This window comes from Achromobacter sp. UMC71 (genome assembly GCF_014170305.1).
GTDB lineage: Bacteria > Pseudomonadota > Gammaproteobacteria > Burkholderiales > Burkholderiaceae_B > Achromobacter.
Map to the genome: position 1 here is coordinate 51,273 of NZ_LZZT01000050.1, position 26,348 is coordinate 77,620.

Sequence of the window (26,348 nt, forward strand, 5' to 3'; positions counted from 1 at the left end):
AATGGTTGAACTAACCGTCGACGGCAATACGGTAGAAGTGCCCGAGGGCAGCATGGTGATGCATGCGGCCCAGAAAGTCGGGCTTTACGTGCCGCATTTCTGCTACCACAAGAAACTCTCCATCGCGGCCAACTGCCGCATGTGCCTGGTCGAAGTGGAAAAAGCGCCCAAGGCGCTGCCCGCCTGCGCCACCCCCGTGACGAACGGCATGGTCGTGCACACCTGCTCCGAGAAGGCGCGCGCCGCTCAGAAGTCGGTGATGGAATTCTTGCTCATCAATCACCCGCTCGACTGCCCGATCTGCGATCAGGGCGGCGAATGCCAGCTGCAAGACCTGGCCGTGGGTTATGGCGGCTCCGCCTCGCGCTATCAGGAAGAAAAGCGCGTGGTGTTCCACAAGGACCTCGGTCCGCTGGTTTCCGCCGAGGAAATGAGCCGTTGCATCCACTGCACCCGCTGCGTGCGTTTCGGCCAGGAAATCGCCGGCGTCATGGAACTGGGCATGCTGGGCCGTGGCGAGCATTCCGAAATCACGTCGTTCGTGGGCCGCTCGATCGAATCCGAGCTCTCGGGCAACATGATCGACATCTGTCCGGTGGGCGCGCTGACCTCCAAGCCCTTCCGCTACAGCGCCCGCACCTGGGAACTGGCTCGCCGCCGTTCGGTCAGCCCGCACGACAGCCTGGGCGCCAACCTGGTGGTCCAGGTCAAGGGCGACCGCGTGATGCGCGTGGTTCCGTTCGAAGACGACGCCGTCAACGAATGCTGGATCAGCGACCGCGACCGCTTCTCGTACGAAGGCCTGAACAGCGAAGACCGCCTGTCCGCCCCGATGATCAAGGGCGCCGACGGCAAGTGGCAGGAAGCCTCCTGGGCCGACGCGCTGGCCGCCGTGGCACAAGGCCTGTCGCGCGTGCGTGACAGCTTCGGCGCCGGCCAGATCGGTGCGCTGGCGTCCGAATACGCCACCACTGAAGAATATGCGCTGCTGGGCCGCCTGGTGCGCGCGCTGGGGTCGGAAAACATCGACTTCCGCCTGCGCCAGACCGATGCCGCCTTCGACACCGCCCTGACCGGCGCGCCGTGGCTGGGCATGCCCATCGCCGAACTCGACAACCTGGACCGCGTCTTGGTCGTAGGCTCGTTCCTGCGCAAGGATCACCCGCTGATGGCCCAGCGCCTGCGTCAGGCCGCCAAGCGTGGCACGCAGATCCTGATGGTCGACAGCGCCGCCGACGATCCCCTGATGCCCGTCACCGGCCGCCTCACCGTGGCGCCGTCCGAACTGCCGCGCGCGCTGGCCGAAGTCGCCGTGGCCCTGGCGCAAGCCAAGGAAGCGGCCGTGCCGGCCGAATTCGCCTCGGTCACCCCGGGCGAAAACGCCAAGATCATCGCCGCCAGCCTGGCTTCCGGCGCCAATACCGCCGTGCTGATGGGCAACCTGGCCGTGGCCAGCGCCCAGGCCTCGACCCTGGCCGCCAACGGCCGCGCCGTGGCTGACCTGGCCGGTGGCAAGTTCGGCTTCCTGACCTCCGGCGGCAACACCGTCGGCGGTTACCTGGCTGGTGCCGTGCCCGGCAAGGGCGGCAAGAACGCCGCCGCCATGCTGGCCGAGCCCCTCAAGGCCTACATCGTGCTGCACGCCGAGCCGCTGCTGGATGCCGACAACGGCCAGCAAGCGATCGCCGCGCTGCGTGGCGCGCAGTTCGCCGTGGCCCTGACGCCTTACCGTTCGGCTGCCGCCGAGTGGGCCGACGTCATGCTGCCGGTGGCGCCGTTCACCGAAACCTCGGGCACGTTCGTCAACGCCCAGGGCCTGGCCCAGAGCTTCAAGGGCACGGTCGCGCCGTTCGGCCAGACCCGTCCGGCCTGGAAGGTCCTGCGCGTGCTGGGCAACGTCCTGCACCTGGCTGGTTTCGACGACGAAACCTCCGAATCCGTGCGCGATGCCGCGCTGGCCGGCGGCATCGAAGGCCGCCTGTCCAACGACGTCAAGGCGCCGTTGGGTCTGGGCCAGGCCGTGGCCGGTCTGGAACGCGTCGCCGACGTGCCGATCTATCGCAGCGATGCGATGGTGCGCCGTTCGGAACCGCTGCAGGCCGCGCCGGCTTCCAAGAAGCCCGCCGCGCGCATGAACGGCCGCACGCTCACCAGCCTCGGCCTGACCGCCGGCGTCAAGGTGCGCGTGACGGGCGGGCAGGGCGCCATCGAACTCGAAACCGTGCAGGACGATGCCGTGGCCGATCGCGCCGTGCGCATTTCCGCAGCGTTTGAAAATACCGCAGCCCTGGGTGGCGCATTTGGTCAACTCAGCGTGGAGCGTGCCTGATGGAATGGCTCAATGTTCTTGAAAGCCAGGGTACGGCATTGCTGGGCCCGACGGTCTGGATGGTGCTCTGGACCCTCATCAAGATTGTGATCATCGCCGTGCCGATCATCCTGTGCGTCGCCTACCTGACGTACTGGGAACGCAAGATGATCGGCGCCATGCACGTGCGCATGGGCCCGAACCGCGTCGGTTTCAAGGGGCTGCTGCAGCCTTTCGCCGACGTGTTCAAGCTGCTGACCAAGGAAGTCGTGGTCCCCAGCCAGGCCAATAAGGTGCTGTTCATCGTGGCCCCTGTGGTCACGCTGATGCCGGCGCTGGCCGCCTGGGCCGTGGTGCCCTTCGGTCCCGACGTCGTGCTGGCCAACGTCAATGCCGGCCTGTTGTACATCATGGCCATCACGTCCATCGGCGTGTACGGTGTGATCGTCGCCGGCTGGGCTTCGAACTCCAAGTACGCGTTCCTGGGCGCCCTGCGCGCTTCGGCGCAGATGCTGTCGTATGAACTGGCCATCGGCTTCGTGCTGGTGACGGTGCTGCTGGTGTCCGGCAGCCTGAACATGTCCGAAATCGTGCATGTGCAGAACCGCGGCTGGTTCGCCGACAAGGGCCTGACGTTCCTGTCCTGGAACTGGCTGCCGCTGTTGCCGCTGTTCGTGATCTACGTGATTTCGGCCGTGGCCGAAACCAACCGCCACCCGTTCGACGTGGTGGAAGGCGAATCCGAAATCGTGGCCGGCCACATGGTCGAATACTCGGGTATGGCCTTCGCCCTGTTCTTCCTGGGTGAATACGCCAACATGATCCTGCTGTCCTGCATGGCATCGATCATGTTCCTGGGCGGCTGGGCTTCGCCGATCGATATCGCGCCGCTGACCTGGATTCCGGGTTGGATCTGGCTGGGTCTCAAGACGTTCTTCGTGGTCTCGTTGTTCGTGTGGTTCCGGGCGTCGTTCCCGCGCTACCGCTACGACCAGATCATGCGTTTGGGTTGGAAAATCTTCATCCCGCTGACCGGCGTTTGGCTGGTCGTGGTGGCGATCTGGATGCAGACGCCCTGGAACATTTGGCGCTAAGCCGCCAGGCAGAGGCAGGATATGGAAGCGATCAAAGATTTCTTCGGCAGCTTGATGCTGGCCGAACTGCTCAAGGGCATGCGCCTGACGGGCAAGTACTTCTTCAAGCGCAAGGTCACCTTGCGCTACCCGCAGGAAAAAACGCCGACGTCGGCGCGTTTCCGCGGCCTGCACGCGCTGCGTCGCTACCCCAACGGGGAAGAGCGCTGCATCGCGTGCAAACTGTGTGAAGCCGTGTGCCCCGCGCTGGCCATCACCATCGAGTCGGACCAGCGCGATGACGGCACCCGCCGCACCACGCGTTACGACATCGACCTGACCAAGTGCATTTTCTGCGGCTTCTGTGAGGAAAGCTGCCCCGTGGACTCGATCGTGGAAACCCATATCCACGAATACCACGGTGAAAAGCGCGGCGACCTGTATTTCACCAAAGACATGCTGCTCGCCGTGGGCGACCGCTACGAAGCCGACATCGCCCGCCGCCGGGCCGAAGACGCTCCCTACCGTTGAGCCCAGGGTCCTGATCCATGACTTTTACCACTGTCCTGTTTTACATACTGGCCGCCGTGCTGGTGATCGCGGCGTTCCGCGTGATCACCGCGCGCAGCCCGGTCACCGCGGTCCTGCACCTGATCCTGGCGTTCAGCAACGCGGCCATGCTGTGGATGCTGCTGGGCGCCGAGTTCCTTGCGCTGCTGCTGGTGCTGGTATACGTGGGCGCCGTGATGGTGCTCTTCCTGTTCGTCGTCATGATGCTGGACATCCGCATGGATGCCCTGCGCCAAGGCATGAAGACCTACCTGCCGCTGGGCCTGATCATCGGCCTGGTCATGGTGCTGGAAATGGCTTTCGTGCTGGGTTCGACCTGGTACGGCTCGGGCCCGCAGGCCCCGGTTGCCGGCGACTACAACAACGCCCGCGCGCTCGGTGAAGCGATGTACACGCAGTACATCTACGCCATCGAAGTCGGCGCCGCGCTGCTGCTGGTCGGCATGGTCGCCGCCATCGCGCTGACTCTGCGCCGCCGCCGCGACGTCAAGTACAACGACCCGGTTGCCGCCGTCCGCGTGCGCTCGAAGGATCGCTTCCGCATGGTGAGCATGCCCGCCCAGAGCGAGCGCGCCCAGGCCAAGAACGGCGCCGCTGCCGCGCCCGCCGCCTCCGCGCCCCAAGGAGAAAAACAATGACGCTGACGCTGGCCCACTATCTGATCCTCGGGGCGATCCTGTTCGCCATCGGGATCTTCGGCATCTTCCTGAACCGCCGCAACCTGATCATTCTCCTGATGTCCATCGAGCTGGTGCTCCTGGCCGTCAATATGAACTTCGTGGCGTTCTCCAGCTGGTTCGGCGACACCGCCGGCCAGGTGTTCGTGTTCTTCATCCTGACCGTGGCCGCCGCCGAAGCGGCGATCGGCCTGGCCATCCTGGTGCTGCTATTCCGCAACCTGAACACGATCAACGTTGACGATCTCGATCGCCTGAAGGGCTGACGGGGTATTGGAAGAAAATGTCTAGCTCACCCAATCTCTACCTGCTCATCGCGCTGGCGCCGCTGGCCGGAGCAATCCTCGCGGGCCTTTTCGGCACCGGCTTCCTGGGCCGTCCCATCGGCCGCCGCGCCTCGCACGTCATCACCATCCTGGGCGTGCTCATCTCCGCCATCGGTTCGGTGGTGGTGCTGGGCGACGTGCTCAACGGACTGCGCTTCGACGGCGCGGTCTACACCTGGAGCCTGATCGGCCAGACCAAGCTGGAAATCGGCTTCCTGATCGATCCGCTGTCGGCCATGATGATGGTCGTGGTGACCTCCGTGTCGCTGATGGTGCACATCTACACCATCGGCTACATGGCGGATGATCCTGGCTACCAGCGCTTCTTCTCGTACATCTCGCTGTTCACGTTCTCCATGCTGATGCTGGTGATGTCGAACAACATGGTGCAGCTGTTCTTCGGCTGGGAAGCGGTGGGCCTGGTGTCGTACTTGCTGATCGGCTTCTGGTACACCCGCCCGACGGCGATCTTCGCCAACATGAAGGCGTTCCTGATCAACCGTGTCGGCGACTTCGGCTTCGTGCTGGGCATCGGCCTGCTGTTCGCGTATGCCGGCACCATGCACTACGGCGAAGTCTTCGCCCAGGCCGACAAGCTGGCCACGCTGACGCTGCCCGGCTCGGACTGGATGCTGCTGACCGTGGCCTGCATCTGCCTGTTCATCGGTGCCATGGGCAAGTCGGCGCAGGTTCCCCTGCACGCCTGGCTGCCTGACTCGATGGAAGGCCCGACCCCGATCTCCGCGCTGATCCACGCCGCCACCATGGTGACGGCCGGCATCTTCATGGTCGCCCGTTTCTCGCCGCTGTTTGAACTGTCGGACGTGGCGCTGTCCTTCATCATCGTGATCGGCGCCATCGGCGCGCTGTTCCTGGGCATCCTAGGCATCATCCAGACCGACATCAAGCGCGTGGTCGCGTATTCCACGCTCTCGCAACTGGGCTACATGACTGTCGCCCTGGGCGCGTCGGCCTACTCGGTGGCGATCTTCCACCTGATGACCCATGCGTTCTTCAAGGCGCTGCTGTTCCTGGGCGCCGGGTCGGTCATCATCGGCATGCACCACGACCAGGACATCCGCAACATGGGCGGCCTGCGCAAGTACATGCCCATCACCTGGATCACCTTCCTGCTGGGTACGCTGGCCCTGGTCGGTACGCCGTTCTTCTCGGGTTTTTACTCGAAGGAACACATCATCGAGGCCGCCGGCGCCGCCCACGTCTGGGGCGCAAGCTTCGCTTACTACGCCACGCTGATCGGCGTGTTCGTGACCTCGCTGTACTCGTTCCGCGTCTACTTCCTGGTCTTCCACGGCAAGGAACGCTTCGACACCAGCGACCACGGCCATGGCCACGGCCACGACGACCACGGTCATGACGACCACGGCCATCACGGCGGTAAGCCGCATGAGTCGCCCTGGGTCGTGACCCTGCCGCTCATCCTGCTCGCGATCCCGTCGGTGCTGGTGGGCGCCTGGGCTGTCGATCCCATGCTGTTCGGCAAGTTCTTCAACGGCGTGATCACGGTGCTGCCGCAGCATCCCGCCATGCACGAGCTGCATGAAGAATGGCACGGCTGGGTGGCCTTCGGCCTGCACGCCTTCCAGACCCTGCCGTTCTGGCTGGTTGTCGCCGGCGCGGTTATCGCCTGGTACTGCTACCTGATCAATCCGAAGGTGCCGGCCGCGATCAAGTCGAGCCTGTCGGGCGTGAACAAGGTGCTTGAAAACAAGTACTACGTCGACTGGGTCAACGAGCAGATCATCGCGCGCGGCCTGCGCTGCCTGGGCCGTGGCCTGTGGCAGACCGGCGACCGCGGCATCATCGATGGCTTCCTGATCAACGGTAGCGCCCGCGTGGTGGGCTGGGTGGCTGCGATCAGCCGTCACCTGCAGTCCGGCTTCATCTATCACTACGCGTTCGCGATGATCATCGGCATCATGGCGCTGGTGACTTTCTTTGTGCTGATTCCCCAATGATGGCAAGCGAGATGGCATCCAACACTTTCCCCTGGCTCACGCTTGCGATCTTTGTCCCGATCGTATTCGGCCTGCTGGTGCTGGCGGTGGGCCGTGACGACCGTCCCGGTCTGACGCGCGGCCTGTCGCTGATCGGCTCGATCGCCGGCTTCCTCGTCACGATCCCGCTGTACACCGGATTCGACTCCAAGACGGCTGCCATGCAGTTCGTCGAGAAGACCTCCTGGATCGAAGCCTTCAACGTCAATTACCACCTGGGCATTGACGGCATTTCGCTATGGTTCGTGCTCCTGACAGCGTTCATCACCATCATCGTGGTGCTGGCCGGCTGGGAAGTCATCACCAGCCGCGTGGCGCAGTACATGGCCGCCTTCCTGATCCTGTCGGGTCTGATGGTGGGCGTGTTCGCCGCGCTGGACGGCATGCTGTTCTATGTGTTCTTCGAAGCCACGCTGATCCCGATGTACATCATCATCGGCGTCTGGGGCGGACCGAACCGCGTCTATGCGGCGTTCAAGTTCTTCCTGTACACGCTGATGGGCTCGCTGCTGACCCTGGTCGCGTTCATCTACCTGTGGCACGCCTCGGGTGGTTCGTTCGACATCCTGACCTGGCAGCAGACCAAGCTGGGCTACACCCCGCAGATCCTGATCTTCGTGGCGTTGCTGGCGGCGTTCGCGGTCAAGGTGCCGATGTGGCCGGTGCACACCTGGTTGCCCGACGCCCACGTCGAGGCGCCCACGGGCGGCTCCATCGTGCTGGCCGCGATCATGCTGAAGCTGGGCGCCTACGGTTTCCTGCGTTTCTCGCTGCCGATCGCGCCCGACGCCTCGCACAGCCTGGCCGGCATGATGATCACGCTGTCGTTGATCGCGGTGATCTACATCGGCCTGGTCGCGATCGTCCAGGACGACATGAAAAAGCTGGTGGCTTATTCGTCGGTCGCCCACATGGGCTTCGTGACCCTGGGCTTCTTCATCTTCAATACGGCCGGCGTCGAAGGCGCCATCGTGCAGATGATCTCGCACGGTTTCGTGTCGGGCGCCATGTTCATGTGTATCGGGGTGCTCTACGACCGCATGCACTCGCGCCGCATCGCCGACTACGGCGGCGTGGTCAACGTCATGCCGCGTTTCGCCACGTTCTTCATCCTGTTCTCCATGGCCAATAGCGGCCTGCCGGCCACCAGCGGTTTCGTCGGCGAGTTCATGGTGATCATGGGCGCGGTCGAGCACAACTTCTGGATCGGCCTGCTTGCCGCAACCGCCCTGATCCTGGGTGCGTCGTATTCGCTGTGGATGGTCAAGCGGGTTGTCCTGGGCGACATCGCCAACGACCACGTCCGCGAACTGACCGATATCAACCGCCGCGAATTCGTGATTCTTGGCGTGATGGCGATCGCCGTGTTGTACATGGGGATCTATCCCAAGCCCTTCACCGACGTGATGCACGTGTCGGTCGAGGCCCTGCTGCAACACGTTGCCGTCTCGAAACTGTAAGACAAGACAATGATGCAATCCCAAATCGATTTCGCCCTGGCGACGCCGGAAATCCTTCTGCTGATTTTCGGCCTGGCTATCCTGCTCGTCGACGCGGTCAGCAATCACCCCGAGCGCAAGCCGACGTTCCTGCTGACCCTGCTCGCCTTGGGCGTGCTGACCGTCGTGTCGGTCGTCCAATGGAAGAACGGCGTTGCCGGTTCGACCTTCAACGGCCTGTACGTCACCGACGAACTGTCGCATCTGCTGAAGATCGCCTCGTACATCGCCGTGGCCGTCACGCTGGTCTACGGCCGGGTCTACGCCCAGTTGCGCGACATGCTCAAGGGCGGTGAACTCTACGTCCTGACGCTGTTTGCCCTGTTGGGCCAGATGGTCATGATCTCCTCCGGGAACCTGATCTCGATCTACCTGGGCCTGGAACTGATGTCCCTGGCGCTGTACGCGCTGATCGCCCTGCGCCGCGACAACGTCGTGGCCACCGAAGCCGCCATGAAGTACTTCGTGCTGGGCGCGCTGGCCTCCGGTTTCCTGCTGTACGGTATGTCGATGGTCTACGGCGCCACGGGCCATCTGGACCTGGCTGAAGTCTCCAAGGTCATCGCCGCCGGCAAGGCCGAGAAGCTGGCCCTGGTGTTCGGCATCGTGTTCCTGGTGTCGGGTCTGGCATTCAAGCTGGGCGCCGTGCCGTTCCACATGTGGGTGCCGGACGTCTACCAGGGTTCGCCCACGGCGGTGACGCTGATCCTGGGCGGCGCGCCCAAGCTGGCGGCCTTTGCCATCACGCTGCGCCTCTTGGTCGACGGCCTGCACGGCCTGGCCGCCGACTGGCAGCCGATGCTGATGATCCTGGCGGTGTTGTCGCTGGCCATCGGTAACCTGACCGCCATCGCGCAGACCAACTTCAAGCGCATGCTGGCTTATTCGACCATCTCGCACATGGGCTTCGTGCTGCTGGGCCTGATGTCGGGTTCGGTCGCGGGCAAGCCGGAACTGGCCTCGTCCGCCTACGGCGCGTCGCTGTTCTACATGCTGACCTATGTGCTGACCACGCTGGCCAGCTTCGGCATCGTGTTGCTGCTGTCGCGCCAGGGTTTCGAGTGCGAGCACATCGACGACCTGAAGGGCCTGAACCGCCGCAGCCCGTGGCATGCCGCCATCGTGCTGCTGCTGATGTTCTCGCTGGCCGGCATTCCGCCGCTGGTGGGCTTCTATGCCAAGCTGGCCGTGCTGCAGGCCCTGATCAGCGCCGGTCACGTCACGCTGGCCGTGGTCGCGGTGATGTTCTCGCTGATCGGCGCGTTCTACTACCTGCGCGTGGTCAAGGTCGTGTACTTCGACGAACCCGCGGCCGATGCGGCCCCGATGGCGGCTACCTGCGGCCAGCGCGGCGTGCTGTCGGTCAACGGCCTGTTGATCCTGGTACTGGGCCTGCTGCCGGGCGGCCTGATGGCCCTGTGCGTGCAGGCCATCCGCAGCTCGCTCAGCCTGTAAGCGAACCGGGCCATGAACCAGACCTTGGCGGTATGGCTCCTGATCGCGCTGGCGCTTGTCAGCGCGAACCTGCCTTTCCTGACGGAGCGCGTATTCGCCGTGCTGCCCTGGAAGCAGGGCGACGGAGCCGCCGTCAAACCGTTCTGGATGCGCCTGATCGAAGTGCTGGTGTTCTACCTGATCGTGGGCGCCCTGGGTTTCACGTTCGAGTCCACGCTGGGCAACCGCTTCGCGCAGACCTGGGAGTTCTACGCCATCACCCTGAGCCTGTACCTGGTGCTGGCTTATCCGGGGTTCGTGTACCGGTATCTGTTTAAGCGCCATCCGCGCCTGCGGGCCTGAGTGCGTCACCGGCACACGCGCAGAACACACCAGACGCCCCGCCAGGGGCGTTTTTCATGGCCCTACGCGTGGCTCCGAGTCGAAGATTTCGGCATAATCTTGTCACCGTGAGGCGTCATTGGCACCCGCCTCGGGGGCCACATTCTTATCGGGTTGAATCGGCTGGAGGTAGACATGGACGTCCTTGACCGTCGTCGCTTTCTCCAATGCATGGGCTGGGCCGCCGGTTTGGCGATGGGCGGGGGCACTTGCGCAGCGACTGCCGCGGGCAGTTTTCCCGCGCATCCCCTGTCGCTGCTCGTGCCGTATCCCGCCGGCGGTTCGAGCGACGCCGCAGCGCGCATTATTGCCGATTCGCTGGAGGGCCGGCTCGGCCAGACAGTCGCGGTGGAAAATGTCGGTGGCGCCACTGGTTTGATTGGTTCGCAGAAGTTCCTGGACTCGCCCGCTGATGGCTATACCTTCTTGCAAGGGACGATCAACGAGGTGTTCCTGGTGCCGGCGCTCAATGAGGCCGCCCGCTACAAGCCCAATGACTTCAGCTTGGCCGCCCCCCTTGCGGACATCAACCTGGTGCTCCTGGTCAGAAAGGATATTCCGGTTGATACGCTGGACGAGTTCCTCGATTATGCCGGCCGCCTTGATAGGGATGTCGGACTCACCTATGCCACGTCGGGCGTGGACTCCCTCTTTCATCTGATGGGGGAGGCGCTGGCGGCTCGCTTGAATCTGCCGTTCCTGCACGTGCCTTACAAAGGGGTATCGGCGGCGTTGCAGGATCTGGCTGGGGGGCAGATCGATTTTTCCCTGCAGGCATATCAGTCCCGTTTCGAGGGTATGCGCGAGCAGGGGCGAATCAAGATCCTGAGTAGTTTCTCTACAGTATTGCCGCCGCCGATGCAGCATATTCCCCTGATCTCCCAGAGCCGGCTTGTCCCAGACTTCGAGTACACGATCGGTGAAGGTTACTACTTCAGGCCGCAGGTGCCGCAGGATCGAGTGGCAGTGCTTCGCAAAGCGATTGGCGAAGTCTTGAATGTTCCCGGCATCCGGACGCGGCTGGAATCCGAAGGGCGCATCGTCGCGCGGTCGATCGACAGCCAGGACGCGGCGGACCAGATATTCGCGCGACAACGGCGGATGGTCGCCGAGCTGTTCAAGCGCATGGCTCGCAAGCCTATTGATGGTTGAGGAGCATCAAAAAAAGAGACCGGAACACTCCGGTCTCTTTTCATTTCGTGATTGGCCAAGGTTTCTTCATTTCCGCCATGTACGCGCGGAGCTCGGCTTCCACTGGGGATGGCGTCCGCATGACGTGTGGCTGAGCGGCGCGCGGCGCTTCGATTTCCCAAGGGTCTTTGATTTCCCAGTGCAGGCCCGAGGTTTTCAGCAGCTTGCTGGCCGCGAGACGCGTGCGTAGCGCTCGCCGTTCTGCTTCGGTGAGGGGGGCGTCATTCTCAGAAGAAGAATTGATCATTGATGGGTTCCAAGCAAGGTTTCATGAGTGCCGTTCGAGCAACGACGAGCGAGAAGTTTATGGCTCGATATGGCAGTGCAAAAGTAAACATATGCAAAGAACGCCTGACGGCGCGAGCTGCCATCCGCCACGCTGACAAGGGCAGTGGACCTGCGTGCTGAAGACCGCAAAAAAACAACATGGCTGCGGTGTCCAATGGTGAACGGCCAAGAGGAATCACGCGTGGGTTCCCCGGGGCAGGGAACTGCGCCGGAACTTGAAGATTGAACAATCGTAAAGGTTCAATTTGTGACCGCGTTCTCGTCCCTACACTCCGTTTCGATGTCGGGAAAGTCCTAGGATTTCCGGCTAAGACGGAGGCTTGAATGCTGTCGTGCGTGCACGCGTTTTCGGCCGGTTCAGATACGCGCACGGCGCTCGTTCTTTTCCAAGATGCTCAAATCATGAATCACCTCAATTTCCGAGTTCTGGTCGCGGACGACCACCCCGCTATATGCCTGGGCGTGCGGCATGCCCTGTCCCAAGGCACCGCGATCGACGTGACATGCGCTTCGCGCGGCGCGGGTGGCATGCAGCAGGCACTGGATGCACGGGCCTATGATGTGCTGGTCTGTGAGTACGCCATGCTCGACGGATTGCTCGATGATGTCGTTCTCAGCCAGGAAACAATCCGGCGGCGCTATCCGGGGCTGCGCATCGTCATTCTCACCTGTCTCGAGAATGCCGGCGTGGTGCACGCGCTGCTTGCGCGCGGCGTGCAGTGCATTGTCAGCAAGCTCGACGAACTCAGCCATCTGATGCCGGCCATTCTGCGCGCGCGCTCCGACAGCCGCTATCTTTCACCACGTATCGAAGCGGTGGCGCAGTCGATCCCACGATGCAGGAAAGGTCCTGCGGCGCTGACGGGGCGCGAATTGGAGGTCGTGCGGCTGTTCCTGTCCGGCATGACCGTCAACGAAATTGCGTCCCGCTTGGACCGTAGCAAGAAGACGATCAGCACGCAGAAGTCCACCGCCATGCTCAAGCTTGGCTTGCAGCGCGATATTGAACTATTGCGCTATGGCATCGAAACGGGATTGGTGGGCGCGTAGCGTCCATAGCGCCCAAGGTCCAACGGCATGTTCCTATTTATAGGTCAGGGTCACGGTCGCTCTGCCATCGGCCTTGCCGCCGGTAACCGTGTTGGCGACCTGGTAATAGCGTGCCTTGAAGGGCACCAGGTAGTCGCCGTCCTTCGACTGGCCCAGCTGCCTTGGCTGGCCGAATGTCACGGGCTGGCCATCATTATCGAGCACCTGAATGCCGACACCCGTTGCCGTCCCTGTACCGGAGTCGATGCCCAGAACACCAGGTGCATTTGAGGTATCCGACGTCGCATCCATGGTCAGCGAAACGGTGTTCTCGATACCGTTCGGTGAGGCCTGGCAATTGACGATCACCTGGAAATCCTTGCTGGCTGTGGTACTGCCGACGCCACGGAATCGATTGCGGAATTCCTGCCCGAGATTCACGGTCTGGTTGCGTGAGCCAATGGCCACCTGACACGACGGAGCGAGAATGCGAATGTCGCCAATCTGCAGGACCAGATAGGGTTCGGAGGGACCTGCACCAGATTGAGCGCGCGCGAATGTCAAGCGATCCAGAGGGCCGTTGCCGACTCGCGATGCCGTCTTCACAAGTTCAAACTGAACTGTCCAGCGAGTCGCTGCCCCCCACGACTCGAGACCCGAGACGGAGAAGTTTTTTGTATATGTCCCAGGGAAATACTTATTGATGACCCCAGGCACGATAACCCTATAGCCGATTCCTGGAATATTCGTGGAGTAGACCCTATTGATTCCATTGACTTCCTCCCCCCAGAGTATCTGATTCTGGTACGTCATGGTGCCTCCTGGGGGCGTGCAGTGTGCAGTCTCGGGCCAACCGGCGATGAATGAACTGCGGTGAATGACGTCACCCACCGCAGCATTCTGGCTGACGATGACCGTGCCGAGGTTGATGGCTTTCGTCCCTATATTGGCTTGAGGGCGGTAGAAGCACTCCGCCAATGCCATACGAGGGACTACCGAGCCGAATGCCAGCAGTGAAGCGGCAACAATGCAAAGGGGGTTAGTTTTCATATACGGGATCCGTGAAGCTATTGGCAAAGGCCGCGTCATATGCAGTGATCGCCCCCCTTCCAAGGAAGCATGATCCTGCTGCGGGCAGAGATTGAGGTAGGCCCGCCACTTCATGGGCAGATACCCTCGTAATGACGGATCGGCGACGGATGCTCTTCTTGCGGCAACGTATACTTCAGCGTGCACTGCGTGGATTCGCTTCTGCCCCAGATCACCTTCAGCGTGCCGGCCTCCGGTGCGCCGGTCACATAGGCTTGGCCCTCCGGTCCGACAACACCGACTTCCTGACCGGCTTCATTCTCGATGCGCGATCCGAAGGGCAGCGGCCGACCATCGGCGTCCTTGAGCACCAGCATCAGGCGATAGCCCACCGATGTCTCGAACGACGCCAGGACCACGGCGCCACGCGTGGGCACCACGTCAAGCGCCGCATGCTTGACTTCCACCTTGTCACCCAGATCCTGCGTCAGCAGCGCGATCCGGTTGCTGCGATAGGGCGTGATGCTGGGTACCACGGCGCTGCCGTTCCAGTCGGTGCGCACGCCAGATTGCGATTCCACCCCCACGCCGGCAGCTTGCGGCGCGCGCACCAGCGCGATGGTCTCGCCCAGGGGCTGGGACAGCGTGACGCCATCGGCGTGCACGAGGATGCCGCCAGCCACGCCCAGGTTGGTCTGGCCGTAGCCTCGGCCCTGGCTGCGGCCCAGGTCGAGGCGGCCGTATTGGCCCTTGTAGCTGAGATTGCCGCTGCCACTGGTGCCGTTCTGATTGGCGTGGTCCACCGTCACGCCGTAGGTCATGCGATGGTCTTCGAAAGCGCTGCCGAACACGCTGGCCTGTTGGGCCACGCGGCCGTCGCTGTCGCGCGAGACCGAATACATGGCCGAGGCGTTGCTGCGGCCCAGCGGCATCGACAAGGTCAGCATGACTTGCCGGTTTGTGGGGCCGTACAGATTCGAGTACTGGTTGTAGTAGAGGTTGTAGGTAAGCCGCTGGTAGCTGCCCGAATAGCCGACCTGGATCAGCCGGTCCTTGCGGTCGCTGTGCCAATAACTCTGTTGCCGAGCGGAGCCGTAGAGCGTGCCCCAGCGTCCCAGTGATTGGGACACTTCCAGCCGCAGTTCGTTGCGCCTGTTGGTGAACGGAAACCCGTTCTCCTGCGCATAGCGCATGCCCACGGATTCGGGAAATGTGCGGTAGTCGCTGGTGGAGTAGCGATAGCCGGCCATGCGGAACGTGGTGTCGGTTTGCTCCAGCGACTTCGCATACAGGAAGCGTAGCGACTGGCCGTTGAGGGTTTCGCCTGTATCGCCCTTGGTCCGTGCATGGGTGAGATCCACCGAAACGGCACCCAGGCTTTGCATGTTCTTGCCGATACCGATCATGGCGGCCTGGTATTTCTGCGACAGCGTGGTGCCGCCATACAGCGAAAATTCCTTAGGCAACCCGCGGGCCAGCGTGCCCTGAAAGAAGTACGGCCGCGGCCTGTCGCTTTCATAGCGGCCGTAGCCCTCACGGTACTGGCCGCCGGTTGCGCTGTAGCGCCAAGTGCCCTCGCGCAACAGCGTGGGCACGGCGGAGTAGGCCTGGACGTACCGCGTCTCGCGGCCGTCCGCCTCGGTGATGGTGACTTCCAGGTCGCCGCCGGCGGACGTGGGGTAGAGATCGTCCAGCACAAAGGGGCCGGGCGCCACGTAGGTGTTGTAGATGATGTAGCCGTTCTGGCGCACCGTGACGCGCGCGTTGGTCTGCGCGATACCGCGGATGGTGGGAGCATAGCCGCGCAGACTGTCCGGCAGCATGGACTCGTCGGAAGAAATCTGCACGCCACGGAACTGGAAACCGTCGAACAGATCGCCGGAGGTATAGCCATCGCCCAGCAGCAGCTGGCCGTTGATCGATTTCAAGTCGCGCTGGGCATAAGTCTGGACGGCTTCCCAGCGGCTTTCCCCCGTCAGGTCACGGCTATAGGTCGAGTAGTTGCGGAAGCGCCAGTCGCCAAGGTTGAAGCCGCCGCGCACGCTGCCGAATACCGAGTCGCGCCGCGGCTTCTTGTCTTCGTACGGCGCGCCGAAAGCGCCAGCCATATAAGTGTTGCGGTTGGCCTCGTTATAGTTGGTGCCGTCATAGCGCGTTACGTTCAGTTGATAGTCCAGCATCGCCGCGGTGATGCCGCGGTCCCACTTGGCAGGATCGACGGCGCCACGGGCCGATCTCGCCAGAGCCGCCTGCGGAATGCTCAGCGTAAGCTGTTGACGTCCGCCGTCATAGTGCGAACTCGCTTCCGGTATCGTGGCGGCGAGGTCGACGCATGCCTCTTCCGGCTGCGACGACAGACCAGGAAACGCGGCCACGTTCACGCCCCAGGACGACAGCATGCTGGCCGTCAGGCACGGCACCGCATCGCGCTTTTCCGGGGCGGGGACAAAGCGCAATCGCGACTGGCCAAGCCGCAAGTCGTTCCGCACCACGTCTACCAGGTACTCGCCCGGCAGGACCTGGTTGCCAAAAGAGAACAGCGACAGGTCCGCGCCTTGCTGGTCGCCGCCGATTTCAAGAAAACCCTCGTTGAAAGTGCTGGCCTGCGGCTGCTGGGCGCTGCCGCTCTGTGCATAAAGCGCGAGGGCCAGAACGGACAGCGCATGGCCGCCAGCGCGCAAGGGGGATGGAACACGACTCACAAGCTCACCTATCCAGGTATCAGGGCTTCTTGACTTCAGGCACGGGGCGCGGCACGACGGTCACCGGCTCGTTGGTCACGGGAACGTCGACGATTTCCTCGGCCGTTTCTCCGCCGTAGTCGTTGATCGTGGTGAAGCGCAGCGACATGGCTTGCGGCGTCTTGACGGACGGCAGCGGGATGACGAGTTCCCCCAGCGGCGGAACCATGTCCGGATTGATTGGTTGCGAGCCGTTGTTGGTTTGGAGGAAAGTGAAGGTGATGTGGAACGGCGTGGGATTGACAATTTTCAGCACGGCGCCCTTGCCGCTGGCTTCCGCGGCCACGGCCCACTTCAGTTGGTTTCGAGCGGCAAGGGCCTCGTCGGCATTCAACGTCGAGGGGCGATAGAACAGCTTGATGCGGCTGCGCACGGCGACCTGCAACACGTTCTCTTCCTGAGTCCGTTCCGGAATCTCTTTGACGTTGAGCCAGAATACGGATTCACGGTCGCGTGGCAGGTCGCTGGATGTCCGCAGCACGCGCAATATGTTCTCCACGCCCGGATCCAGTCGCGATAGCGGCGGCGTTACCAGGAATGGGGTCTTGGTCTTCCCTTCCCCCGCGTCGATCCATGCCTGCACCACGAACGGCGCCTTGGCTTCGTTCTTCATCGAGATCGAGGCCTCTCGATCCCGTTCGTTGATGATGACGCGGGTGCCGCCCAGCATGATGGCCGCGCCAGCGGGAGCGGTGCCTGCGGACAGGAGGCTGACCGCCACGAGCGGCGTGGCAAGAAAGGAAGTGGCACGCTTGAACAGCATGAATATCTCCGGTGCATGGGCGTCCTGCACATGCACAAAACTTGACCTGCGGCGCTGCGTTCCCGCCGCACGGCATGGCGTTTGATTCGGGGGGAGGCGAGCGCGTGCCACCGGGAAGCCCCGGGGCACGCATTCTCTTTGCAGCGCAGTCGGCATCCGGCCTGGGCCGGACGCCCTGAGGTGTGATTACTTGTAGGCGACGGTGAATTGCGCCATGGCGTTGGCTTGACCCACCTTCACGGCGGCGCCGGTCGACATGTAGTTGGCCTGGAATTGCAGAGCGTTGTCACCCTGGCCCAGCGTGTAGTTGCCCGACGCCGTGCCGACGGGGATCTGCTTGCCGCTGGAATCGGCGATCTGAATGCCCACGCCAGTGGCGAAGCTGCCGTCGACCTCGCCAATGCCAACGCGCAGCAGGTTCTTGTTGACGGCGTCGGCGGGCGCCGCGAAGGTCACCGTGGCGCCCTTGGCGGTGGCGCCGCAATCCATCAGATTGATGGTGAACTTGGCGGCCGGGGACACCTTGCCGGCGGCGCCGTCCAGCGTGGCGCGGGAGATCTTGCCCAGAGGAACGGTCAGGTTCTGGTTTTGGGGGGCGATCGAGCACGGCGCGTCGACGATTTCGCCGATGAAGTTGATCGTGCCATCGGCGGCGAGCGCGCCTTGGGCAGCGGCGGACAGCGCGGCAATGGTGGCGATCTTGGCGATGGTGAGGTGTTTCATTGCGTTCCTTGAATGGATGGTTGCGATGGGTTTGCCAAATGGCGAACGCAGTCTATGTCAGTGAACGCGGTCAAAAATTGACTTTAACTATTGTTGTATTTGCCAATTCGCTGGCGGTATTCCGATCTGGGAAATTGAGAGATATTCGGGAATAAATGCGCGGCCACATTGCTCATTGATGCAATCGCGTTTATTTTCAACTCGTCCAGTGTCGTGTTTACGCCGCATTTTTTTTGCGTGAGGCCAGGCCGTATCAACGCCGCCTGAGGTGATTGTCCTACGGGGCGTGGGATGCAAAATGCGAGTGATGTATCGGAAACGGGCAGGCGCTTCACTCGCTGATCAGTGACGAGCCCAGCAATAGCGCAATGCCAGTGGCCAGCCCGGGCGGTCGGGGCGCGGAGGCCCGCCCTGCGGTGGCATAGCCCTCGAAGGCGTCGGCTGTCATTGCCTTGCCGTGCAAATAGCCCTGGGTAACCTGCCCACCCATGCTCTTCACGAGTTTCAGGTCCTCTTCCAACTCGACGCCCTCGACCACGACAAGCGTGCCGAGCGCGCGCGCCATGTTGATGGTGCTCCACAAGATGCGGCGCGCATGCGGGTGATGCCGTGCATGGCTGATGAGGTGGCGGTCGATCTTGAGCTCATTGAAGGGTACCCACAGCAGGCGGTCCAAAGAGGATCCGCCCGTGCCGAAATCGTCGATGGCGCAATTGAAGCCGCGCAGGCGCAATTGCGTGACCGCGCCCGTCAGGGTGGGGATGGCTGACGCGTCGCCGTCTTCGATGATTTCGATGACCATGCGCGCCGGATCGGCGCCGGCCCGCCTGGCGCATTCGGCCATGTGCTGGGCCCAGTCTACGGAGCAGGCGATGCCGGTCGGGATGTTGATGCTGATCGTGAGGTTGCGAATGCCGGAGAAACGGACCTGCGCCGAGAACGCCAGCCGCAGCATGTGATCAGTCAGCGCTTGCATCAGACCTTCCTCTTCGAAGGCAGGCAGGAAGGCAGATGGCTCGAGCAGGGAGCCATCGTCGCAACGCCATCGGGCCAGCATCTCGGCACCGCGCAGCGCGCCATTGTCGGCGTAGTGCTGGGGTTGCAGGAACCCTTCTATGCGGTGCGTCTCCAGCGCTTCAAGCAGGTCCGCGCGGGTAGGTTGTGGCAATGAGGATTCGCGCAATGCGCCGGCTACGGTGGTCTGCCGATGTGCCCGCAGGTTCCGCGCCAGCGATGCTGCCACATCGCGCATGCGGCTGATCTTCAGCGGTTTCTCCAGCGTGGCAAAGGTCGGCAGGCCGCAAGATTGAGCATAGGCCGCTGCGGCCTGCACGACGCGGGCCTGGTGCCGGCTGGTGATGACAATGCCGCCGGCGCCACCTTGCCGGGTGAGTGCGTCGATCAGCTGCAAGCCAGTCATGTCGGGCATATCCAGGTCGAGCACCACCACGTCCCAGTGTCGTCCGCGCATTTGTGCCAACGCCTCCTGGCCGTTGCGCGCCGCGCCGATATGCGCGCCGGTGGCCTTGCGCAGCACAGTGGAGAGGCTCACGCGATGGGTGTCGTATTCATCGACGACAAGAATGGTATTGATCATGGTGGCCCGCGAATGGCGTCTGGTTCTGGGTCGCGCCGCGCGATAACGCGTGCGAAAGAGGGCAGAGCCTGTGTGGCTGCCTGCCGCAAGAGATGGCCGTGATTCTTTCACTGGGCGGCGGCGGCTTGAATCAGCCCTGTCCTAGGTATTCGAGCGGGCAGGCCGGGCGCGGCAGGGTTGCGCTATGGCGAGGGCCATCTGCCCGGTGCCGGGCTTTGACTATTGTTCGAAATTCAACCCATTTGGGTGAGTAGTATTTCCAACTTCACCACACGAAATATGCCGCGAGCAAGGGCTTGGAGAACGAGAGGTATGTCCTGGTCTGCGCCCCGAAGGCGCGTCAGTCGCCGGTGCGGACGAAACGCTGTGCGCATGAGGCGGCCTCATGTGTTTTTCAGGGAGTTCGCGTCACTCGTACGCGTAATTTTCTCCCCGACCCGCGGGGTCACGAGATGCCCGTCACGGGCGTAAGAAATGCTTAGTGGATACCTAATCGCAGGGAAATAAAGGTATTGGAATTGCCATGTTGTTCAAGAATTTCCAGATGCACGCTGACGTGATGCCTGCCGATTCACTCGGCACCCAGGCGAATCCGGATCAAGGAGAAGATACTGATGGTGCCGGTGCCAGAACCGGCAAGCCCGTCACCGCGACGCGGCATGTCGCGTTGGTCGGCCATGGCTTTGCGCAGGCGGACTTGCTGACGCAGTTGCTGGCGGCTCAGGGGTATCAGGCCTGCGTCATGGACACTTGGCCGGAACGCGTCGATGGCACGCCGGGCATGGAGCGTGTTGACTTGGTCGTCCTGGACCTGCCCCGAGCGAGGGATGACGCGGGCGTTGCCTTGATTTCGCGCATCAGGGCGCACGTCACGACGATTCCGCCCATCCTGGTACTGGCGGACGAACTGGCTGAAGGTGAGCTGGCCAGCCTCTACGACGCGGGAGCGGACGATGTCATGTTCAAGCCATTGCGCGTCGCGGTGTTTTCCGCGCGTCTGCAGGCGTTGGCGCGCCGGGTCTACTCGGATGCCGAACCCTTCTCGGGCATGTTGGAGGTGGGCGCCTACGTCATCGATCTGGCCGCGCGACAGTTGCGGCTCGACGGGCAGCTCATCAAACTTTCGAGCCGGGAATATGAATTGGCACTGTACCTGTTCAACAATGTCGGCCGGCTGGTCAGCCGGGCGACGCTGGAGAAGGCGATCTGGGGGAGAGAACTGGGCATCGATTCCAAGACCCTGGACACGCACGTCTATCGTTTGCGGGTCAAGCTCCGGTTGCAGCCCGAAAATGGCCTGCAGCTCGCGAGCGTGTACGCGCAAGGGTTCCGCTTGATCCAGGTCCTGTCACAAGCATGAGCGGGGCATTCCTGCAGCGGCAAGCGTAGGGGGCCACCCGGCCAGTTGGGGAGCGGTCGACATTCAATAGGAGGCGATAGTAACGATCATGACGACCGAAAATGGAACATTTGTCTTATTCGAAGCGCCGGAAAGCAGGCGTCGCTACGCTTCGTTGCTGGGCTGCCTGGGGTTTACGTTTCTGGAGCGGGACGTCGGTCCGGAACCGTTGCATCGAGAGTTTCGCGCCAGGGGGGGCGGAGCGATTTACCTTGTCCTCTCCGTCGGTTTGAATTTCCTTGTCACAGTAAGCCAGATCCGCACCAGCTTTCCGGATGCGGCGGTGGTGGCCGTGGGGGAGTTTTTCGACATGGAGCGCCGCATCCATGCCTATCTGGCTGGCTCGGACAATTGCCTGTCGGCCCAGTCAGGTCCGGAAGAGCTTGCCTCCATCCTGCTGGCCATTCGCCGCAAAGGCGCACAACGGATCGCCGGCGCGGCCGACGCCGAAGCAGATCGTGCAGGCGCGCTCGAACAGACTGGCTCCTGGGTCTTGACCGAGGATGGTTGGACGTTGGCGTCGACGGACGGCCCGCAGTTGTCGCTGAGAAAGTCCGAACGCCTCCTGTTGCTGGCGTTCGCGCGCAACCATGGCATGGCGGTCTACCGCGGGGAACCGCTAGAGGGCTCCAGGGGAGAACGCCTGACAGGGCGCACCATCGATGTGGTGGTGAACCGGCTGAGACGCAGGGCCGAAATGCAGGGGGTCGTGTTGCCGATCAGGAGCGTACGGGGACGTGGGTATGCTTTCGTGGGGGCATTGCAGATCGCGGACGAGCGATTCGACACAGCAAAGATGGCGGACGGCCCGGGTGCACGCAGGGCAGCGCCGGTTCCTGCAAGTCTCTTAGGTTCCCTTGAGATCCTTGCGGGCCCGCCGCAGCAGCCAACGTGAGAATTTCTCCAGCACGGGATCGTCTGCGCGAGCCTTCGGCGTGCAGATGAAGTAGCCGCCATCCGTCGATACCGGGCGCGGAAAGGGCAGTGCGACGCGGCGCGCGCGCAGATCCACTTCCAGCAGACAGCGCGGCACGATCCCCACGCCGAACCCTTCCGCGACCGCATCGATGATGTCGGCCACGGTGCTGAATCCGGAGTCGAGCGAGAAGGGCTGCGCGCAGCCTTGCGCGTGTATCCATTCCTTCCAGTTGCCAGGCTGTTCCAGGTGGTGCAGCAGCGGGTGTTCAAGCAGGTCCTCGGGCGTTCGCAGCCTCGCGGTGAGCTTAGGATGGCAGATCGGGACGATATGTTTGCCGGCCAGATACTCGGACAGGATGTGGGGCGGCCAGGCCCCGCCATTGGCTGGTGGCGGTACGATCCAGCAATCGGTCTGCGGATCCAGGAAATCACTGGCGGGCATGTAAGGCTGCAATACCACGCGAACGTTCGGCACCAGCGCATTGAATTCCGGCAGCTTCGGGATCAGCCAACGCGTGGCCAGCGTCGATGCCGCGTTGATGATCAGTCGGCTGCGGGTCGATGCGTCCGAGCCGATGTGCACCATCGCCTCATGTAGCCGGTGCAGCGCAGGATCGATCCGATCGAACAGGCGGCGCCCGGCATCCGTCAGCGTGACGCCATAGCCGCGCCGCACGAACAGCATCACTCCCAGGCGCGATTCCAGCCGCCGGATACAGCGGCTGACGCCGCCTTGGGTCATGCCCAGGCTCTGCGCCGATGTACTGATGCTTCCCGCTCGGGCGACGGCGACGAAGGCGTGCAGTTCGGGCATGGAGGGGAGCAGCAGGCGCATGGCGGGTGTCGGCGAGCCTGGGTGTGGCGGAGTCCGCCCGGAAACAGAGCGGAAAAGAGGAATGTTCCAGCCCGCCGGGGTCGCTGGCGGCTGGTCAGGACCAGTGTAGACGCGCAAGACGCGTTGAAATTAAAACTCCTCGCTGTGCCTGGCCGTTGCGGGTGTACGCGGCGTGGCGGCCGCGCAGCGTGCGCCTACGGAGTAGAGGCTGCGATTCAGTCCGTTTCGAAGTCGCTTTCGGCGCATTCCAGCAGCCAGTCCCGAAAGGCCTCGATGACCGGGTCGCCGTCACGCGTCTTGGGCGTGCACAGGTAGTAGCCGCGGCGGCTGGAATACGCCATGTTTGGCGGTACGGCAATGCGGCCCGCGCGCAAATCCATCTGCAGCAGGCAGGCCGGCGAGAGCGTGACGCCGAAGTTGTCTGCGACCGCATCGATGGCGCCGGCCATGATGTTGAATTCGGAGTCCAGCGTCTGGGGGGGAGGCAGGCCGTAGGCCTCGCACCATTGCGACCAGAACTCGGGCACTTCGGCGTGATACAGCAGCGGATAGCGCAGCAGGTCCGCGGGCGTCTTGATGCACGGCAGCACCGAAGGATGACAGACCGGCACGGTCTCGCGGCCAATGATGTAGGTGGCACGTAGATGGCGGGGCCACTGGCCGGTGGCCGACTTGCGCCAATAGAGCCAGCAGTCTACGTCGGTCTCCAGAAAATCATCATCCAGCAAGTTGGGCTGGATGGTCACGCGTACGCCGGGCATGCGCTCATGAAACAGTGGCAGGCGTGGCACCAGCCAGCGCATGGATAGCGTGGACACAGTGCGCAGGCGCAGTACGCCGCCTGGGGCGCTGTCCGTTTGCACGCCCGCGATCGCGTCCGACAGCGTCTGCATGGCGGGCTCGACCTGATCGTAGAGCCGTTGCCCGGCCGGCGTCAGTGACACGCCGCGGCTGTTGCGCACAAACAGCGGTGTGCCCAGTCGGCTTTCCAGGCGTTGGACGCAACGGCTGACGCCGCCCTGGGTGACGAAGAGCGTGTGCGCCGCGGCGGAAAAGCTGCCCGATCGCGCCACGGCGATGAAGGCATGGAGCTCGGGCATGGAAGGGAGCTGCAGTCTCATGGGGAGGCCCGGGTGATATTCCGCGGCGTCATAGGTTGGGGCCGCATTGTCGATTGTTTCCGGCGCGATCTCTGCTTAGATTAGTGGCTGCCGAGCAACGATGTGCTGTGAATATGCGGGCATCTACCTTGAATGGCGCGCATTTTTGCATTATTTCGCTTTGTTGCGCAGGAGCTCATTGGGCGGGGGCATACGGTTTGTCCCGTGGTGAATCGTGATGACGGAGCGTAACGCCTTGGCGTGAGCAGGATGCTATTCCGTCATTCTTTCAATTTATATCAGTTCATTTTTTTTATACAGCAGCGGGTCATCCCGAGTTGTGTTTTGCGCACCATGCGGCTGCTCAGTCGCGGGGTGCCTTGAGGTGATTTATGAAGATCGCAGTATTGAGTGGCAAGCGTGAGCAGGCGGAGGTGATGACCTTCTTGCTGAATGCAATGGGGCATGAGGTTTCGATCTACGAGCAGTGCAACTTGTTCCTGGAATCGGGCCGCGCGGTGGAGTATGACCTGTTCATCCTGGATCTGGGCACAACTGTGGACAGCATGGTCGCGCCAATCATCGAGCGCGTCAGGAGTGCCGGCAAACGGGCTCAACCCGTGATCTTGCTGGTTGGCTGTGCGAACGATGACGGCGATGTCACCGCGGGGCTTGCGGCGGGTGCCGACGATTGCATGAGCAAGCCGGTGCGCCTCGGAGAGATGGCCGCGCGGGTCAACGCGTTGTTGCGCCGTGCTTACCCTCATTCGGTGCTGCCCGCCGATTCGATCCAGGTCGGGGACTATCACCTGGATTCCGTAGGCCGGATCGTCACGCTGCGAGGGCAGGCCATGAAGCTGTCGCGCCGGGAATTCGACCTTGGCCTGTACCTGTTCCGCAACCTCGGCCGCCTGGTGCCGCGCATCGCGCTCGAAAAGGCGATATGGGGCCGCCTGCTGGAATTCGATTCCAAGACGCTGGATACGCACGTATACCGCCTGCGCACGAAGCTGCAGTTGCAGCCCGAAAACGGACTGCAACTGAACAGCGTCTACGCGCGGGGGTTCCGCTTGACGCAGGTCATGGCGACCGCGGCCGACCAACGCGTCTACGCTTAACCGGCGCGCATTTGCGTTTCCGCTGCGACCTGCGGGAGTCGGCACCCGCTCACGTCAATTCCCGCCCCTTGGTCTCGGGCAGCAGCAGCGCGGTGACGATCACCACCACGTAGGCTCCCGTGGCGAACGCGCCAATGGCCCAGGCCAATCCATGCGTCTGGCTCAGAAAGCCTACCAGGCTGGGGAACAGCGCGCCGATGCCACGGCCGAAATTGTAGGCAAAGCCCTGGCCGGTGGCTCGCACCGAGGACGGAAACAGCTCGGTCAGGTATGCGCCGATGCCGCTGAAGATGCCCGAGGCGGCAAAACCGAGCGGGAAGCCCAGCACCAGCATTTGTTCGTTCGACAGCGGCACCTGCGTATACAGATAGACGCTGGCCGCCGACAACACCGAGAAGATGAGCAGGTTCGCGCGCCGGCCCAGGCGATCGGCCAGGTAGGCCCCGGCGATATAGCCGCAAAACGAACCAATGATGATGACGAGGAGGTAGCCGCCGGTGTTAAGCACGGACAACTGCCGCTCGGTCTTGAGGAAGGTAGGCAGCCAAGTCGTGATCGCATAATAGCCGCCTTGCACACCGGTGCACAGCAGCGACGTCACCACCGTGGTCTTGAGCAGCGCCGGTGAAAAGATGGTCCAGAAAGACGGCCGCTGTTCCCCATTGGCCCGCTGCGCGAGCGTGCGTTGGAATACTTCGGGCTCAGGCACGTGTTTGCGGATGTACAACACCAGGAAGGCTGGCAGCACGCCGATCCAGAAGAGGCTGCGCCAGGCCCATTCGGGCGGCAGGAGCGAAAACGCCAGGGTATAGAGGATCGCCGCTGCGCCCCAGCCCACCGCCCAGCCGCTCTGGACCGTACCCACGGCCTTGCCGCGGTGCTCGGCGCGCACGATTTCGCCCATCAGCACCGAGCCGACTGCCCACTCGCCGCCGAAGCCCAGCCCTTGCAGCGCGCGCAGCACGAACAACTGTTCGAAATTCTGCGCGAAGCCGATGGCCACGGTGCAGGCGGAAAACCACAGGATGGTGTATTGCAGGACGCGCACGCGGCCATAGCGATCGGCCAGGATGCCCGCTAGCCAGCCGCCTATCGCCGAAAACAGCAGCGTCACCGTACCCAGCATGCCCGCCTGGCCCTTGTCGATTCCCCAGAGGGTGATCAACGTGGAAATCACGAAAGTAAAGACCATGAAGTCGAGCGCATCGATGGCCCAGCCACCGAACGCGCCGATGAAAGTCCGGCGCTCGGTGGCGCTAAGTTCTCTGTACCATTGCATGGATTAGTCTCTTGAATTATCAGTATCTGCG

The 26,348-nt window shown here is 62.9% G+C and carries 23 protein-coding genes; 14 read left to right on the plus strand and 9 right to left on the minus strand.

What is annotated here, in order from left to right; genetic code table 11:
* The first annotated feature begins 1 nt into the window (after position 1).
* From nuoG to A9974_RS25340, 10 genes are all read left to right on the plus strand, one after another.
* The gene (gene nuoG / locus A9974_RS25295) at positions 2 to 2,329 is read left to right on the plus strand and encodes an NADH-quinone oxidoreductase subunit NuoG (RefSeq protein ID WP_183006930.1); all 2,328 of its coding nucleotides are present in this window, start codon (positions 2 to 4) and stop codon (positions 2,327 to 2,329) included.
* Entirely contained in the window at positions 2,329 to 3,402 is a 1,074-nt protein-coding gene (gene nuoH / locus A9974_RS25300; protein ID WP_183006931.1) for an NADH-quinone oxidoreductase subunit NuoH, read from the plus strand. The genes nuoG and nuoH overlap by 1 nt, the downstream gene beginning before the upstream one ends.
* 21 nt (positions 3,403 to 3,423) lie before the next feature.
* Entirely contained in the window at positions 3,424 to 3,912 is a 489-nt protein-coding gene (gene nuoI / locus A9974_RS25305; RefSeq protein WP_025137063.1) for an NADH-quinone oxidoreductase subunit NuoI, read from the plus strand.
* Positions 3,913 to 3,929: 17 nt separating this feature from the next.
* Entirely contained in the window at positions 3,930 to 4,589 is a 660-nt protein-coding gene (locus tag A9974_RS25310; RefSeq protein ID WP_183006932.1) for an NADH-quinone oxidoreductase subunit J, read from the plus strand.
* Complete coding sequence (gene nuoK / locus A9974_RS25315) at positions 4,586 to 4,894, plus strand: NADH-quinone oxidoreductase subunit NuoK (RefSeq protein WP_025137065.1); 309 nt, start codon at positions 4,586 to 4,588, stop codon at positions 4,892 to 4,894. Before A9974_RS25310 ends, nuoK begins: the two co-directional genes overlap by 4 nt.
* A gap of 17 nt (positions 4,895 to 4,911) precedes the next feature.
* Positions 4,912 to 6,933 carry an NADH-quinone oxidoreductase subunit L gene (nuoL, locus tag A9974_RS25320; protein ID WP_183006933.1) on the plus strand — a complete coding sequence of 674 codons (2,022 nt, stop codon included), beginning with the start codon at positions 4,912 to 4,914 and terminating at the stop codon, positions 6,931 to 6,933.
* Positions 6,930 to 8,432 (plus strand): NADH-quinone oxidoreductase subunit M, encoded by a 1,503-nt coding sequence (locus A9974_RS25325; RefSeq protein ID WP_175190980.1) that lies wholly within the window; start codon positions 6,930 to 6,932, stop codon positions 8,430 to 8,432. Before nuoL ends, A9974_RS25325 begins: the two co-directional genes overlap by 4 nt.
* A 9-nt stretch (positions 8,433 to 8,441) precedes the next feature.
* Entirely contained in the window at positions 8,442 to 9,926 is a 1,485-nt protein-coding gene (gene nuoN, locus A9974_RS25330; RefSeq protein WP_183006934.1) for an NADH-quinone oxidoreductase subunit NuoN, read from the plus strand.
* A gap of 12 nt (positions 9,927 to 9,938) precedes the next feature.
* Complete coding sequence (locus tag A9974_RS25335; RefSeq protein WP_183006935.1) at positions 9,939 to 10,268, plus strand: DUF2818 family protein; 330 nt, start codon at positions 9,939 to 9,941, stop codon at positions 10,266 to 10,268.
* A gap of 174 nt (positions 10,269 to 10,442) precedes the next feature.
* A complete protein-coding gene (locus tag A9974_RS25340; protein ID WP_183006936.1) occupies positions 10,443 to 11,459 on the plus strand; it encodes a tripartite tricarboxylate transporter substrate binding protein in 1,017 nt (338 codons plus the stop codon).
* 40 nt (positions 11,460 to 11,499) lie between these two features.
* Here the strand turns inward: A9974_RS25340 and A9974_RS25345 are convergent, their stop codons facing one another.
* Positions 11,500 to 11,745: a hypothetical protein gene (locus A9974_RS25345; RefSeq protein ID WP_183006937.1), complete on the minus strand. Its 246-nt coding sequence runs from the start codon at positions 11,743 to 11,745 to the stop codon at positions 11,500 to 11,502.
* Between the two features lie 365 nt (positions 11,746 to 12,110).
* Between A9974_RS25345 and A9974_RS25350 the strand changes: the two genes are divergently transcribed.
* Entirely contained in the window at positions 12,111 to 12,836 is a 726-nt protein-coding gene (locus A9974_RS25350; protein WP_183006938.1) for a response regulator transcription factor, read from the plus strand.
* 33 nt (positions 12,837 to 12,869) lie between these two features.
* On the opposite strand, the gene A9974_RS25355 is transcribed toward A9974_RS25350, so the two are convergent.
* From A9974_RS25355 to A9974_RS25375, 5 genes are all read right to left on the minus strand, one after another.
* Positions 12,870 to 13,865, minus strand: a complete 996-nt coding sequence (locus tag A9974_RS25355) for a fimbrial protein (RefSeq protein ID WP_183006939.1) — start codon at positions 13,863 to 13,865, stop codon at positions 12,870 to 12,872.
* Between the two features lie 110 nt (positions 13,866 to 13,975).
* Positions 13,976 to 16,546: a fimbria/pilus outer membrane usher protein gene (locus A9974_RS25360; protein ID WP_183006940.1), complete on the minus strand. Its 2,571-nt coding sequence runs from the start codon at positions 16,544 to 16,546 to the stop codon at positions 13,976 to 13,978.
* A 19-nt stretch (positions 16,547 to 16,565) separates the two neighbouring features.
* Positions 16,566 to 17,348 carry a molecular chaperone gene (locus tag A9974_RS25365; RefSeq protein WP_183006941.1) on the minus strand — a complete coding sequence of 261 codons (783 nt, stop codon included), beginning with the start codon at positions 17,346 to 17,348 and terminating at the stop codon, positions 16,566 to 16,568.
* A gap of 186 nt (positions 17,349 to 17,534) precedes the next feature.
* On the minus strand, positions 17,535 to 18,071 hold the full coding sequence (locus A9974_RS25370) for a fimbrial protein (RefSeq protein ID WP_183006942.1): 537 nt from the start codon (positions 18,069 to 18,071) through the stop codon (positions 17,535 to 17,537).
* Positions 18,072 to 18,402: 331 nt separating this feature from the next.
* Positions 18,403 to 19,668 carry an EAL domain-containing protein gene (locus A9974_RS25375; RefSeq protein WP_183006943.1) on the minus strand — a complete coding sequence of 422 codons (1,266 nt, stop codon included), beginning with the start codon at positions 19,666 to 19,668 and terminating at the stop codon, positions 18,403 to 18,405.
* 523 nt (positions 19,669 to 20,191) lie between these two features.
* Here A9974_RS25375 and A9974_RS25380 point away from each other — a divergent pair.
* Both A9974_RS25380 and A9974_RS25385 read left to right on the plus strand, forming a co-directional pair.
* Positions 20,192 to 21,028: a response regulator transcription factor gene (locus tag A9974_RS25380; RefSeq protein WP_183006944.1), complete on the plus strand. Its 837-nt coding sequence runs from the start codon at positions 20,192 to 20,194 to the stop codon at positions 21,026 to 21,028.
* Positions 21,029 to 21,116: 88 nt separating this feature from the next.
* Positions 21,117 to 21,962 carry a winged helix-turn-helix domain-containing protein gene (locus A9974_RS25385; protein WP_183006945.1) on the plus strand — a complete coding sequence of 282 codons (846 nt, stop codon included), beginning with the start codon at positions 21,117 to 21,119 and terminating at the stop codon, positions 21,960 to 21,962.
* Here the strand turns inward: A9974_RS25385 and A9974_RS25390 are convergent.
* On the minus strand, positions 21,915 to 22,820 hold the full coding sequence (locus tag A9974_RS25390; protein ID WP_183006946.1) for a LysR substrate-binding domain-containing protein: 906 nt from the start codon (positions 22,818 to 22,820) through the stop codon (positions 21,915 to 21,917). The genes A9974_RS25385 and A9974_RS25390 overlap by 48 nt on opposite strands.
* A gap of 215 nt (positions 22,821 to 23,035) precedes the next feature.
* Positions 23,036 to 23,920: a LysR substrate-binding domain-containing protein gene (locus A9974_RS25395; protein WP_183006947.1), complete on the minus strand. Its 885-nt coding sequence runs from the start codon at positions 23,918 to 23,920 to the stop codon at positions 23,036 to 23,038.
* 392 nt (positions 23,921 to 24,312) lie between these two features.
* Here A9974_RS25395 and A9974_RS25400 point away from each other — a divergent pair, with 392 nt between their 5' ends.
* Complete coding sequence (locus A9974_RS25400) at positions 24,313 to 25,038, plus strand: response regulator transcription factor (RefSeq protein ID WP_183006948.1); 726 nt, start codon at positions 24,313 to 24,315, stop codon at positions 25,036 to 25,038.
* Between the two features lie 49 nt (positions 25,039 to 25,087).
* Here the strand turns inward: A9974_RS25400 and A9974_RS25405 are convergent, their stop codons facing one another.
* On the minus strand, positions 25,088 to 26,317 hold the full coding sequence (locus tag A9974_RS25405) for an MFS transporter (protein ID WP_183006949.1): 1,230 nt from the start codon (positions 26,315 to 26,317) through the stop codon (positions 25,088 to 25,090).
* Positions 26,318 to 26,348: the final 31 nt, after the last annotated feature.